14 protein-coding genes are annotated in these 12,853 nt (G+C 73.5%); 3 read left to right on the plus strand and 11 right to left on the minus strand.

Annotated elements, in window-relative coordinates; translation table 11 throughout:
• Positions 1–149 precede the first annotated feature (149 nt).
• Positions 150–635 carry an Hsp20 family protein gene (locus HGN31_RS00800; protein WP_036710158.1) on the plus strand — a complete coding sequence of 162 codons (486 nt, stop codon included), beginning with the start codon at positions 150–152 and terminating at the stop codon, positions 633–635.
• 116 nt (positions 636–751) lie between these two features.
• Here HGN31_RS00800 and HGN31_RS00805 read toward each other — a convergent pair whose 3' ends face one another.
• The 4 genes from HGN31_RS00805 to HGN31_RS00820 are packed head-to-tail and all read right to left on the minus strand — an operon-like array spanning position 752 to position 4,059.
• Positions 752–1,261 carry a thioesterase family protein gene (locus HGN31_RS00805; RefSeq protein ID WP_168782033.1) on the minus strand — a complete coding sequence of 170 codons (510 nt, stop codon included), beginning with the start codon at positions 1,259–1,261 and terminating at the stop codon, positions 752–754.
• Positions 1,258–1,857 carry a recombination mediator RecR gene (gene recR / locus HGN31_RS00810; RefSeq protein ID WP_168782034.1) on the minus strand — a complete coding sequence of 200 codons (600 nt, stop codon included), beginning with the start codon at positions 1,855–1,857 and terminating at the stop codon, positions 1,258–1,260. Before recR ends, HGN31_RS00805 begins: the two co-directional genes overlap by 4 nt.
• A gap of 17 nt (positions 1,858–1,874) precedes the next feature.
• Positions 1,875–2,237 carry a YbaB/EbfC family nucleoid-associated protein gene (locus tag HGN31_RS00815; RefSeq protein WP_231572790.1) on the minus strand — a complete coding sequence of 121 codons (363 nt, stop codon included), beginning with the start codon at positions 2,235–2,237 and terminating at the stop codon, positions 1,875–1,877.
• A gap of 4 nt (positions 2,238–2,241) precedes the next feature.
• Positions 2,242–4,059: a DNA polymerase III subunit gamma/tau gene (locus HGN31_RS00820; RefSeq protein WP_168782035.1), complete on the minus strand. Its 1,818-nt coding sequence runs from the start codon at positions 4,057–4,059 to the stop codon at positions 2,242–2,244.
• 89 nt (positions 4,060–4,148) lie between these two features.
• Between HGN31_RS00820 and nudC the strand changes: the two genes are divergently transcribed.
• Positions 4,149–5,096 carry an NAD(+) diphosphatase gene (gene nudC / locus HGN31_RS00825; protein ID WP_168782036.1) on the plus strand — a complete coding sequence of 316 codons (948 nt, stop codon included), beginning with the start codon at positions 4,149–4,151 and terminating at the stop codon, positions 5,094–5,096.
• Between the two features lie 49 nt (positions 5,097–5,145).
• On the plus strand, positions 5,146–6,285 hold the full coding sequence (locus tag HGN31_RS00830; RefSeq protein ID WP_168782037.1) for a GDSL-type esterase/lipase family protein: 1,140 nt from the start codon (positions 5,146–5,148) through the stop codon (positions 6,283–6,285).
• On the opposite strand, the gene HGN31_RS00835 is transcribed toward HGN31_RS00830, so the two are convergent.
• From HGN31_RS00835 to HGN31_RS00865, 7 genes are read right to left on the minus strand one after another with little or no spacing between them, the layout of a single operon-like run.
• Complete coding sequence (locus HGN31_RS00835; protein WP_168782038.1) at positions 6,278–7,486, minus strand: alanine racemase; 1,209 nt, start codon at positions 7,484–7,486, stop codon at positions 6,278–6,280. The genes HGN31_RS00830 and HGN31_RS00835 overlap by 8 nt on opposite strands.
• Complete coding sequence (locus tag HGN31_RS00840) at positions 7,473–7,712, minus strand: acyl carrier protein (protein WP_036736802.1); 240 nt, start codon at positions 7,710–7,712, stop codon at positions 7,473–7,475. Before HGN31_RS00840 ends, HGN31_RS00835 begins: the two co-directional genes overlap by 14 nt.
• Positions 7,709–9,244 carry an AMP-binding protein gene (locus tag HGN31_RS00845; protein ID WP_168782039.1) on the minus strand — a complete coding sequence of 512 codons (1,536 nt, stop codon included), beginning with the start codon at positions 9,242–9,244 and terminating at the stop codon, positions 7,709–7,711. Before HGN31_RS00845 ends, HGN31_RS00840 begins: the two co-directional genes overlap by 4 nt.
• The gene (locus tag HGN31_RS00850; RefSeq protein WP_168782040.1) at positions 9,241–9,798 is read right to left on the minus strand and encodes a serine O-acetyltransferase; all 558 of its coding nucleotides are present in this window, start codon (positions 9,796–9,798) and stop codon (positions 9,241–9,243) included. The genes HGN31_RS00845 and HGN31_RS00850 overlap by 4 nt, the downstream gene beginning before the upstream one ends.
• Positions 9,795–10,844 carry a glycosyltransferase family 61 protein gene (locus tag HGN31_RS00855; protein ID WP_052176410.1) on the minus strand — a complete coding sequence of 350 codons (1,050 nt, stop codon included), beginning with the start codon at positions 10,842–10,844 and terminating at the stop codon, positions 9,795–9,797. Before HGN31_RS00855 ends, HGN31_RS00850 begins: the two co-directional genes overlap by 4 nt.
• 48 nt (positions 10,845–10,892) lie before the next feature.
• On the minus strand, positions 10,893–11,435 hold the full coding sequence (locus tag HGN31_RS00860; protein WP_244961076.1) for a hypothetical protein: 543 nt from the start codon (positions 11,433–11,435) through the stop codon (positions 10,893–10,895).
• A gap of 51 nt (positions 11,436–11,486) precedes the next feature.
• Positions 11,487–12,851 (minus strand): oligosaccharide flippase family protein, encoded by a 1,365-nt coding sequence (locus HGN31_RS00865; RefSeq protein WP_036702534.1) that lies wholly within the window; start codon positions 12,849–12,851, stop codon positions 11,487–11,489.
• Between the last annotated feature and the right edge of the window lie 2 nt (positions 12,852–12,853).

Raw genomic sequence — 12,853 nt, forward strand, 5'->3', positions numbered from 1 at the left:
GCACGCGTGCGGCGCTCCGGTGGCGAGGTCTTGAAACCCCGGCCGACGCAACCACATCAACCCTGTCGGGCGGCCCCACGTGGCGTCCGGCGACTGCGCCCGCCCGGTTTCGGGGGGCATCACAACATCATCGCTGCAAAGGATGGATCATGCGTAACATGGACCTGACCCCGCTCTACCGCGCTTCGGTGGGATTTGACCGCATCGCCGACCTGATGGACCGCGCCCTGACCTCCGAGGTCGCCGCGCCCACCTATCCCCCCTACAACATCGAGAAGACCGGCGAGAACGCCTATCGCATCTCGATCGCCGTGGCCGGCTTCGCCGCCGATGACCTTTCGGTGGAAATGCGCGACGGCGCGGTGATCGTCTCGGCCCGCAAGGCCGCCGAGGACGAGGCCCGCACCTACCTGCACCGCGGCATCGCCACCCGCGCGTTCGAGCGCAAGTTCGCGCTGGCCGATCACGTCCGCGTCGAGGGCGCGAGCCACGTGGACGGGATGCTGCACATCGACCTGGTGCGCGAGATCCCCGAGGCGCTCAAGCCGCGCCGCATCGCCATCTCGCGCAGCGCGCCCTCGACCATCGAGGCGGGCGAGACGGTCGAGGCCGAGACCCGCAAGCTCGACGCCTGATCGCGTCTAAGCACCGGATGGAGGGGCGCGAGCGGAGGACTCGCGCCCCTTTTTCGCCTGTGCACGGCGGCGACCGGAGGGAGCCCCGGCGCAGGTGGATTGTTATATTGTAACTGTCAGCCTGACAAGCCGGGTCGGCCCGGCAGCTCCACCCGCCGTCCGACCTGCGGCGGCAGGGGCAGGGGGCCGTGTGCCGCCACCGCCTGCGCCAGCCGCGCGGCGACCGGCGCGGACCACGGCGTGACCCGCCGCACCCGCAGATCGACGTGCAGCACGATGTTCTCGCTGATCGCCGCGACCCAGCCTTCGGCGGCGTCGCGCATCGTCTGGACGTAGTGCAGGCGCTTGGCGTCATGGGCGATGAGCCGCGTCTCGACGATGACGCGACTGCCGGGCGCGACCTCGCGCAGATAATGGACCTGCGCCTGGGCGGTGAACACCGACTGCCCCGTCTCGGCTGCCACCGCCGGTCCCAGCCCCAGCCAGTCAAGCACCACGTCGATCGCGTTGTCGAAGAGCACGTGGTAGTAGGCCATGTTCAGATGGCCGTTGTAATCCGCCCACTCGGCCAGCACGTCGCGCGGCCCCGAACTGAACGGCGCGGGCACCGCGCCCCCGACGCTCACAGCCGCCGCCGGGCGCGCAGCGCCGCGCCGATGGTGCCGTCGTCGAGATAATCGAGCTCACCGCCGACGGGCACCCCTTGCGCCAGCGTCGTCACCGTCACGCCCGAGGGCGCGAGCGCGTCGGCGACATAATGCGCGGTGGTCTGCCCCTCGACCGTGGCGTTGAGGGCAAGGATCACCTCGGTCACCCCCTCGTCGGCGACGCGGGCGACGAGGCGGGGGATGCCCAGCTCGTCCGGGCCGATCTCGTCCAGCGCCGACAGCGTGCCGCCGAGGACGTGATAGCGGCCGCGGAACTGGCGTCCGCGCTCGAGCGCCCAGAGGTCGGCCACGTCCTCGACCACGCAGAGCGCCCCGTTGGCCCGGACCGGGTCGGCGCAGATCGGGCAGAGCTCGGCCTCGCAGATGTTGCCGCAGCGGGCACACTCGCGCGAGCGGGCGGCGACCTCGGCCATCTGCGCGGCAAGCTGCGCCATCTGCCCGGTCCGGCGCCGGATCAGCGCCAGCACGATGCGCCGCGCCGAGCGGGGGCCAAGCCCCGGCAGCCGCGCGATCTGCGCGATCAGCGTCTGGATGGCGTCGCTGCCCTCGGTCATCGCGGCCTGCTGCCGGCTCAGACCGGCAGCTTCATCCCCGGCGGCAGGCCCATCTCCTGCGCGAGCCGTTGGGCCTCGGACTGGGCGCGCTCGGTCGCGCGGGCCTGCACGTCCTTGATCGCGGCGAGGATCAGGTCCTCGACCACCTGCTTTTCCGAGGGCACGAAGATCGACGGGTCGATCTCGAGCCCGGTCAGATCGCCCTTGGCGGTGGCGGTCACGCGCACCAGACCGGCGCCGGCCTCGCCGGTGACGGTGATCGCCTCGAGCGATTTCTGGAACTCTTCGACCTTGCCCTGCATGTCGCGGGCGGCACTCATCATCTTGGCCATGTCGCCGAGGCCGCCGAGGCCCCCCATGCCGCCAAACGGGTTCTTCATGCGCTTACTCCTCGTCCTCGAAGGGGTCCCATTCCTCGGCCGCGGCCAGCCCGCCTTCGGCGGTGGCGTGCGGATCGGCGGGCGGCGTCTCGCCCTCGCCCTCGGGCCCCGCGGGGGCGGGGGGCGGGGTCTCGTCGCGGATCTCGGCAAAGCGCGCGCCGGGGGCGGCGGCGAAGATCGCGGCGATCACCGGGTTCTGCATCGCCTCGGCCTCGGCCTTCGCGCGCGCCTCGGCCTTGCGCTCGGACAGCGTCGGCCCGCCGCCCTGCGCGGTGACCGAGACGCCCCAGCGCGCCCCGCCGGTCCAGCCGCGCAGCCGCTCGGCCAGCCGCTGGGCGAGGTCGCGGGGCGCCTCGGGCGTCGGCTCGAACTCGATCCGGCCGGGGGTGTAGCGGACGAGGCGGACGTGGTCCTCGACCTGGGTCAGCAGCAGCCCGTCCTTCATCCGGCGGATCAGATCGACGACCGACTGAAAGTCGGGATAGGCGGCGAGCGCGTCGGCGGCGCGCTGCGGCTCAGGCGCGGCGGCAATCGCGGCGCCGCCCGCGACGCGGCGCAGCGCGGGGGCAGGGGCCGACACCGCCTGCGGCGCGTGGGCCGCGCCCTGCGGGGCGCCGCCGCCTGCACCGGCCGCGGGGCCGCGGGCGAACTCGCCCGCCGCCTGGCCCGCCTGCACCCGGCGGATCAGCGCCTCGGGGTCTGGCAGGTCGGCCACATGGGTCAGGCGGATGATCGCCATCTCGGCGGCCATCATCGCGTTCGGCGCCGCCGCGACCTCCTCGAGCGCCTTGAGCAGCATCTGCCACAGCCGCGTCAGCGCCCGCATCGGCACCCGCGCGGCCATGTCGGCGCCGCGGGCGCGCTCGTCCGGGCCGACGGTGGGGTCCTCGGCGGCGGCGGGGGTGATCTTCACCACGCTCACCCAATGGGTGATCTCGGCCAGATCGCGCAGCACGGCGAGCGGATCGGCGCCCTCGGCATATTGCGCCTGCAACTCGGCCAGCGCCTCGGCCGCCGCCCCGCGCAGGATCATGTCGAAGAGGTCGAGCACCCGGCCACGATCGGCGAGGCCCAGCATCGAGCGGACCTCGGCGGCCGTCGTCTCGCCCGCGCCATGGCTGATCGCCTGGTCCAAAAGCGAGGTCGCGTCCCGCGCCGAGCCTTCGGCCGCGCGCGTGATCAGCGCCAGCGCGTCGTCGGTGATCGCCGCGCCCTCGGCCCCCGCGATGCGGCGCAGGAGGGCGAGCATCACCTCGGGCTCGATCCGGCGCAGGTCGAAGCGCTGGCAGCGGCTGAGCACGGTGACCGGCACCTTGCGGATCTCGGTGGTGGCGAAGATGAACTTGACGTGCGGCGGGGGTTCCTCGAGCGTCTTCAAGAGCGCGTTGAAGGCCGAGGTGCTGAGCATGTGCACCTCGTCGATGATGTAGATCTTGTAGCGCGCGGCGCCCGGCGCGTAGTGCACGCTCTCGATGATCTCGCGGATGTCGCCCACGCCGGTGCGCGAGGCCGCGTCCATCTCCAGCACGTCGACGTGGCGGCCCTCGGCGATGGCCACGCAATGCTCGCAGACGCCGCAGGGGTGGGTGGTCGGCCCGCCAGTCCCGTCCGGGCCGATGCAGTTCATCCCCTTGGCGATGATCCGCGCGGTGGTGGTCTTTCCGGTGCCGCGGATGCCGGTCATGATGAAGGCCTGCGCGATGCGGTCGGCCTCGAAGGCATTCTTCAGCGTGCGGACCATGGCGTCCTGCCCGACCAGATCGGCAAAGGTCTCGGGCCGGTATTTCCGGGCGAGCACCCGATAGGCGGGCGTGTCGGTCATGGGTTCCCTCGTCTGACCGGGGGAATGTAGGGGGACGGCCCGACGAGGGCAACGGCAGAGGGCAACGGCAGAGGGGACGGGGTGAGGGGATGATCGGGGATCGGGCAGGGCTGGCCTTCGCCGGCGGCGGGCTGGACCGCGCGGCCGAGGCGCGGGGCGGTGCAGACTGGCAGGCGGGGGCGGCGATGGTCCCGGTGTGGCGCGGCAAGGTCTGCCTCGATGCCGACGGCGCGCTTGTGCGGCTGGGGTCCGGGCACCCGGCGCTGGCCGACACGGGCGAGGCGGGGCCGGTGCTGCTCGGCCGCGATGGGGCGGGGCAGGCGGTCGCGGTCTGCGACATCAGCGCCTGGGCGCCGCCGAACCTGCCCGAGACCGAGCTGTTCTTCGACCCCTCCGAGCAGGTCCACCCGGCGATCCCCGGCGCCGGGTTCGTCGAGCTGCGCGGCGCGATGATGCGGCTGTCGCCGCTCGACGCGGAACTCGCCGCGACGGCCCGGGCGCTGACTGGCTGGCACGCCACCCACCGCTTCTGCCCCACCTGCGGGCACGAGACGCAGGCCGCGCAATCGGGCTGGCAGCGCCGCTGCCCGGGCTGCGGGCGCACCCATTTCCCCCGCACCGACCCGGTCGTCATCATGCTCGTCACCCGCGGCGACCGGGTGCTGCTGGGCCGCTCGCCCGGCTGGCCCGAGGGGATGTATTCCTGCCTCGCCGGCTTCATCGAGCCGGGCGAGACGCTCGAGGCTGCCGTCCGCCGCGAGGTCGCCGAAGAGACCGGCATCCGCATCGGCGCGGTGCGCTATGCCGGCAGCCAGCCGTGGCCGTTCCCCGCCTCGCTGATGATCGGGCTGGTGGCCGAGGCCGCAAGCGAGGCGATCACCCTCGATCCGGTGGAACTCGAGGACGCGCTGTGGCTGTCGCGCGCCGATCTGGCGGCGGTGATGGCCGGGACGCACCCGGTGCTGCGGGCGCCGCGGCGGGGGGCGATCGCGGGGTGGCTGATGCGGGGTTGGCTGGGCGAGGCGGCGGCGTTTTGACAGGCGGGCGGGCAGGGCGCTAGCCTGAGGGCAGAGCAGAGAGGCCCCGATGGCCGTCCCGACCCCCTCGCGCGACCGGCGCGCCGCGGTTCTCTGGACCCGGCGCGGGGTCGCCATGCTGCTGGCGGTCGGCGGGGCCGGGGCGCTCGCGCCGCGCCTGCTGGCCGAGGGGCTGGCGCTCTCGCCCGGCCCGGCCCGTGTGGCACCCCTCCAGCCCGACCCGACCGAGGTGCCGCTGCCGCTGGCCCGCTGGGGCAGCCCGCCCGTCCCGGCGGGCGGGCGCCCGTGGCCCGGCCTCGACCTGCGCGGGCGCTTCGCGGGCGACCGCCTGGCGGTAACGCTGCCCGCGGGCGAGGGGGTGTTCCGCCTGACCCTCGGCGCGGTGACGGCGACGCTCGACGCGACCGCGCAGGAGCGCTGGCAGATCGACGGGCTGGGGCCGGGGCCGCACGACCTGCGGCTGGTGTCGCTGGGCGAGTCCGGGCTGGCGCCGGAGGCGCTGCCCCGGTTCGCCGTCCCCCCCGGGGCGGCGCTGGCGGCGCCGGCACCGGGGCGCTGGATCGAGGTAATCGGCGACTCGGACAGTACCGGCTTCGGCTCCCGCCACGAGGGCCGGCACTGCGACCCGGCCGAGCTGCGGGCGGCGACCGACAGCACCCTCGCCTGGCCCGCGCGGGTCGCCGCGGCGCTCGGGGCCGGGCTGCGGCTCAGGGCGCAGTCGGGGATCGGCCTGGTGCGCAACTACGCCAACGACCCGGCGCCTACGATGCCGGTCCGGCTGGCCGCGGACCCCGCCCCGCCCGCCGACGAGGCGGCGGCAGCGATCCTGATCGCGCTCGGGTCCAACGACTTCAGCGACGACGCCCCGCAGCCCGGCGAGCGCTGGCCGGACCGCGCGGCGCTCGCTTCGGATTTCGCAGCGGCAATGGAGCGGCTGCTGGCCGATCTGCGCGCGGCCCAGCCGGGGGCGCGGATCGTGCTGGTGGCGTGGCCGAACTACGGCCGCCCGCTGCGTCGCGCGCTGGTCCGGGCGCGCGAGGCGCGGTTGGCGGCGGGCGAGACCGCGCTCGACCTCATCGACCTGCCGCGGATGAGCCTCGGGGCCTGCCTGTGGCACCCGACCGAGGCCGACCACGCCGCGGCCGCCGCCGCGGTGCTGGACCATCTGGCGGCCGTCGGGATCAGATGACGACCTCGCCCGGCACCGGATGGCTGATGAAGCCGGTGGGGCTGGCCGTCAGCCCATAGGCGCCGCTCATGTGGATGGCGATCAGCCCGCCCGGGTCGAGCGGCGGCAGCATCACCCCCGATGCGAGCCGGTCGAGCGAGGTGCAGAGCGGCCCGAACACATCCTGCGGCTCGGCCTCGCCGTGGGCCAGCGGCGCGCTCATCCGGTAGTTCCGGTGCAGCACCATGCCGAACCGCCCCGCCGCGGCGAGGTGGTTGTTCAGCCCCGCGTCGCAGATCAGGATGCGGTGGCCGCGCGAATGCTTGACGGCGATCACGCGGGTCAGCAGCCAGCCGGCCGGCCCGACGAGATAGCGCCCGAGTTCCAGCGCCACCGCCGCCCCCGCGAGCTGCGGCACGCCGCGCATCCGGTCGAGGTCGGCGGACGCCTCCGCCCCCAGCGCGGGCAGGTCGAGGGGCGCGTCCGTCTCGTGATAGGGGATGCCCATCCCGGCCCCGAACACCAGCCGCGCGGGGATGAGGCCGGTTGCGGCGCAAAGCTGGGCGGAGAGGTCGTGGAAGATGCGGTAGTTGGCGGCGATGGCGGGGGCCGAGAGGCACTGGGTGCCCGAGTAGAAATGCAGCCCCGTCAGCCGCAGCCCGGGCAGGGCGGCGATCTCGCGCAGGGCGGGGACGGCCTCCTCGGCGTCGATGCCGAAGGGGACCGGGCGGCCCGCCATGGTGTCGCCGAACCCGCGCGGCACGGCCTGGGGCGTGATCCGTACCAGCACGTCCTGCACCCGGCCCGCGGCGCGCGCGATGGCGTCGGCGGCGCGGGCCTCGGCGGGATGCTCGATCACCAGCTCGCCGAGGCCGGCGCCGATGCTTTCGGAGAGTTCGGCCGGCCGCTTGCCCGGGCCGGTGAAGCTGATCTGCCCCGGCTGCCAGCCGGCGGCGATGGCACGCCGGAACTCGCCCAGGGACGAGACGTCCAGCGTCTCGACGAGCCCGCGCAGACCGGACAGCACGCCGCCATGGGGGTTGGCCTTGACCGCGTAGCTCAAGCTTACCCGCCCGCCGAAGGCGGCCCGCAGCCGTGCCGCGCGGGCCGCGACCCGGCCGAGGTCGTAGACGTAGAGCGGCGTTCCGTGCCGCTCGGCCAGCGCCGCGAGCGCGGCGGCGTCGGGGGCGGCGTCGCAGGCGGCCGGGTCAGCCGCCGACATAGGCCATGATCCGCCCGGCGCTGTCGAAGTTCTCGAGCGTCACGTCGGCGGCGCCCACGCTCTGCCCGGTGCGGTCCTCGAGATAGCCGATGAGCTGGATCATCGTCACCGAGTCGAGCAACCCGGTCGAGAACAGCGGCGTGTCGGCGGCGATCCCGTCCTGTCCGGCCAGCCGGGACAGCTCGGCCAGCAGCTCGGGTTCGGTCAGCGGTTCGGATCGGGTCATGTCGGCTCCTTTGAAAAGCGGGCCGCAACGGCCTGGCGGTCGATCTTGCCCGAGGAGATGCGCGGCATCTCGCCCTCCCACAGGTGCAGGGCCTGGGGCAGCATATAGCTGGGCGCGTGGCGGCGGAAATGGCCCTCGAGCGCGGCGCGGTCGAACCCCGGCCGCGGCACCAGCGCAAGGTGGACGGCCTGCCCCATCAGCGGGTCGTCGGTGCCGAAGGCCACGCATTCCATGACCTGGCCCGAGGCGTGGGCGACCTCCTCGACCTCTTCGGGGCTGAGGCGGAAGCCCATGACCTTCATCATCGCGTCGCGGCGGCCGACGAACCACAGGTCGCCGTCGGCGTCGATCCGCACGATGTCGCCCGAATGAACCACCTTCTCGTCGCCGATCAGCGGCGCGAGTTCGGGGCAGGGGCGGATCTTTTCGGCGGTGGCCTCGGGGCGGCGCCAGTAGCCCGCCGAGACGAGCGGGCCGCGGTGGACCAGCTCGCCCGTCTCGCCCGGGCCGGCCAACCCTTCGCCCGCGCGGACCACATAGACCTCGGCCGCCGGGATGGCGCGGCCGATGCTGCCGCGCTTGGCGGCGAAGCGCTCGGGGTCGAGGTGGGTCGAGCGGAAGGATTCGGTCAGCCCGTACATCAGGTGGATCGCCGCGCCGGGGAAAAGCCGTGGCAGCGCCTCGAGCACCGCGCCGGGGATCGCGCCGCCGGTGTTGGTGATGCGCCGGATCGAGGGCATCGGCGTCGGCGCGGCGGCGAGATGGGCGGCGAGCCGCGCCCAGAGCGGCGGCACGCAGGCGAGGCCCGTGGCGGCGTGGCGATTGACGCTGGCCACGATCTCGGCCGGCAGCGGCACCGGCTGGCAGATCAGCGTGCCGCCCACCAGCATCATCGTGGTGAGCTGGTTCAGCCCGTAGTCGAACGAGAACGGCAGCACCGACATCAGCCGGTCGTCGGGCCCGAGCCCGAGGTAGCGCGTCACGGCCCGCGCACCGGTCAGCACGTTGCGATGGGTCAGCATCACCCCCTTGGGCCGCCCGGTCGAGCCGGAGGTGTAGAGGATCATCGCAATGTCGCTGTCCAGCACCGGCACCGCCTCAGGGGCCGTCGTCGGGGGCAGGGGCGGGGCGCCGGGGCCCAGCGCCAGCACGGCCACCCCCTCCGCCTCGGGGCGCGCCGCGAGCGCGGCGGCGACGGGGGCCGAGGTGACGAGCGCGCGCGCCTCGGTGTCGCTCAGCACGTAGGCAAGCTGGTCGAGGCTCCATTGCGCGGCGATGTTGACCACCGCGGCGCCGAGGCGGGCGGCGCCGAACATCGCGGCGATCTCGTCGGCCGACTTGCGCAGGTGGACCACCACCCGGTCACCGCGACGGACCCCTGCGGCCGCAAGCCACGCCGCCACCTGCCCGGCCCGGTCGGCCAGCGCGCCGTAGCTGACCGGCTGGTCGGCGTCGATCAGCGCCACCCGGTCGGGGTGCAGCGCGGCATTGTCCCAGAGCAGGTGGTCGAGGCTGAGGGCGGCGGGCGTCATCCGTGCCCCGAGGTCAGGGGGCCCATGCGCGGCAGGATGCGCGCGGGCGAGCCGTTGGCGATGTGGTCGTCGGGCACGTCGGTGACGACCGCCGTGTTGGCGCCGATGCGGACCCGGTGGCCGATCCGCACCCCGCCCAGCACGCAGGAGTTCACGCCGATGAACACGTCGTCGCCGATCACCGGCGCGCCGGCGTGCATGTTCGTGCCGATGGTGACGTTGTGCATCAGCCCCACCCGGTCGCCCAGAACGCTCGCCGGATGGACCGAGATCGAGCCCTCGGCGTGGATGAGGTGCAGGTCGGCGCCCACACGCGTCTCGGCCGGCAGATAGACCCGCGCCCAGTTCGAGACGAAGTAGTTGAGAAAGCCGTAGAGTTTCGACGCGACCCGCCGCGCCAGCCGCCCCTTCCGCGAGATCGCCCACTGGCCGAGGCGGAACACGGCCATCGCCTGGAACGCCGGGTTGGAGAGCCGCGCCCCGTGGCGGCGGTAGTCGCCGGCGACGAGTTGGCGCAGGGTTCGGGCGTCGGGGACGGGGCGATAGGCGGTCATGCGGCGGCCTCGGCGGCAAGATCGAAACTGGCCAGCAGCTCGTCGGGGTCGATGCGGAAGGCCTCGGGGGGGCCGTCGCCGACCAGCAGCGCATAGTGTTGATCGCGGCGGTCGGTCATCAGCTTCATTCCCGCCACCACCCTGTCCGGCGGCTGGAGGGCGAGGAACGCGGTCCCCGGCCCCATCGCCACCAGCGCGTGCACCATCTGGCTGCCCTCGACCCCGACCGCCACCCGCGCCCCGGCGCAGGCGTCGATCAGCGTCGCGGCATCCTCGCGCTGCGGGTCGATGACGGTGATCCCTCGCCGCGCCGCCAGCATCTCGGCCAGCGCGAGCTCGCCCTCGAGCTCGCGGACATGGCCCGAACGGCCGCGCAGCAGGAAGACGCCGGGGTGCGGGGCGGGGTCAGCGCCGCGCAGCAGGCGCGCACGCTGCGCGCGCGCACGGGCGCGCTGCGAGGGGTTCGCGCCGAGGTCGTCAATCACCTCGAGCCGGCAGAAATGCGCCTCGGTCACCCGCGCGGGGTTAAGGCCCATCCGGCGCTCGTACTCCGCCACATGGCCCGCGGGGGAGCGGGTCGTGACATGGGGCAGGGCGCGGGTCTCGGCCAGCAGCGCGGTCACGCAGTCATCGGCGAGCCAGTTGCCGAAGTAGCTGTTGCCGACCCAGCTTTCCGCCAGCACCGCGCCGGAATGCTCGACCGGGCGGCGATAGGCCGGGCGGCGCCCCGCCATCCGGCGCAGCGGCCGGGCCGCCCCGGCGCAGTAGAGCGTGCCGTCCACCAGATCCACGTCCCTGAGCCGCAGGACGCGGGTGGGCGCCTCGTCCACGGCGTAGCCGCCGCGCAGGTGGCGTAGGGCGCTGTCGCGGTCGGCGAACTCGGTGCGGCGGACGCGGTCGTAGATGCCGGGCAGGGCGAGGGCGGCGGGAACCTCGAACCGGCCGCCGGGCTCGGCCTCGTCGATCTCGGCCACGGCGGCGATGTCGGGGAGCGCGCGCCCCAGCCGCGACCGAAGGCGCTGGACGGCAGGCGCAAAGCTCAACATGGCCGTCCCCCTTTCTTGCGACATCTTATCATATTCTCGTGATCCTGCCTACCGCCGCCGCGGCCGGAGCAGCACCCCGAGCGCGCCGAGTGCGATGAGCACCGGCCCGGTCCACTCGAGCACGGTGTTGGCGCGCAGCCCCATAACCGGCAGCCGCAGAAGCCCGTCCACGTGGTGGAAGCCGACGGCGCGAATCATCACGAACCCCGCCACGACCGCGACCCCCACCGCGGCCAGCCCGGTCCGCGCCAGGGTCCCGGAGAGGAGCCGCAGCATCCCGACGAGCAGCCACAGCGCCAGCAGGGCCAGCGCGGCGAGGAAGCCAAGCTGCACCCAGCGCCGGTTCTCGTACCACCCCTGCGCCATCGCGAGGCAGCGGCCATAGGCCGTCAGCGCCGATTGTAGGTCGAGCTGCTTGTTGACCGCGAGCAGGAGCAGCAGCACCCCGGTCAGCCGCCAGAACCACCGCTCGCGCGCGGCCCCAGAGCCCGAGGCCGCCAGCGCCAGCGCCGCGGCGACGAGATAGACCAGCACCGTGGCCCACCCCTGCCAGGTCGGGTCGCCGATGCCCGGCTGCCAGTCGTGCGTCATGCAGGCCCACATCGCCCGACCCTCCGCTTGCCCCGGGTTTCACGGATCCTCTCATGGAAACGCCCCGCCTGCACCCGCGCCGGCGACGAAACTGTCCGCAAAGACCAGCGCGATGGCGATCCCCGCCAGCCCGGCCAGGACGTCGTGCAGCGGGTCCCAGGCCCCGTGCCGGCGGGCCAGCCAGACCGTCGCCGGATAGGCGAGGATGGTGGCGAGCGCCTGCCCGGCCAGCGCCCCGGGCAGGCCGTGGGTGTGCAGCCCCAGCCAGAACAGCCCGAGGAACAGCACCGCCCGGATCAGGGTCAGCACGAAGAACCGGCGCGAATCGCCCGCCGCCAGCGCCGACTGGTCGTAGCTCAGCAGGATGATCTGCGGGATGGTGGCGCAGGCGATCATCCGCACCAGCCCGCCCGCCTCGGCATAGCGGTCGTCGTAGAGGAACCCGACCAGCCACGGCCCCAGCGCCGCCATCACCGCAAGCGTCAGCAGGAACCCTGCGGTCAGTGCCATGCGGATGCGGCGCACGCGCAGGAAGTTCTCGCGGCTCTCGCCCGGCGGCGATTCCCGGTAGACCGGGATCATCAGCCGCCAGATCACCGTGATCCCCATCTGCAGCGCGAAGCTCGCGAGGAAAAAGGCGATGTTGTAGAGGCCGAGTGCGGCAAGGCTCAGGTACTTGCCGAGGATCATCTTGTCGCCCTGCGACAGCGCGAAGCCGACGATGGTGCTGGGGAAGATCCACTTGCCGAAGCCCAGGATCTCTTCCGCGGCCGAGCGGTCGTAGCGCAGCCGGTTGACGTGGCCGGGCAGCATCCGGTCGGCCATCACCTTCTTGACCACCGCGCCGATGACGAGCGCGATGACCAGCGCCCAAGCCGAGCGCATCGCCGCCGCCAGCGCGATGGTGATGAGGATCGTGACGACCTGTGAGCCGAGCTCGAGCCGGGTCAGCCGGCCGAGGTCGAGATGCCGGTTGGCCTGCTCGATCCGGGTCGGCAGCAGCCCCCAGATCACCGAGGTGAAGCCAGCGACCGGCAGGTACCAGGCGAGCTCGGGCACCTCGTAGAAGCGCGCCGCCGGCCAGGCGAGCACGCAGCAGCCCAGCCACAGCCCGATGCCGCGGATGAACTGCAGCGTGTAGGCGGTGTCGAGGAACCTCGGGTCGTCGCCGCGCCGGCTTTGCAGCACCGCTGGCCCGATGCCGACGTCCGACAGGTTGTTGAGCCCCTGGATCACCACCATGATCAGCGTCATCACCCCGAAGATCTCGGGGAAGAGCAGGCGCGTCAGCACCAGGTTCGAGGCGAGCCGGATCCCCTGCGAGCCGAACACCCCGATCACCGTCCACGCCGAGCCGCGGGCCGCGCGGTGCAGCAATCCCTCGCCATGGCGCAGGTTTCTCAGGCGGGTCCGCATCG

It is taken from the genome of Paracoccus sanguinis (genome assembly GCF_012689545.1).
GTDB lineage: Bacteria > Pseudomonadota > Alphaproteobacteria > Rhodobacterales > Rhodobacteraceae > Paracoccus > Paracoccus panacisoli.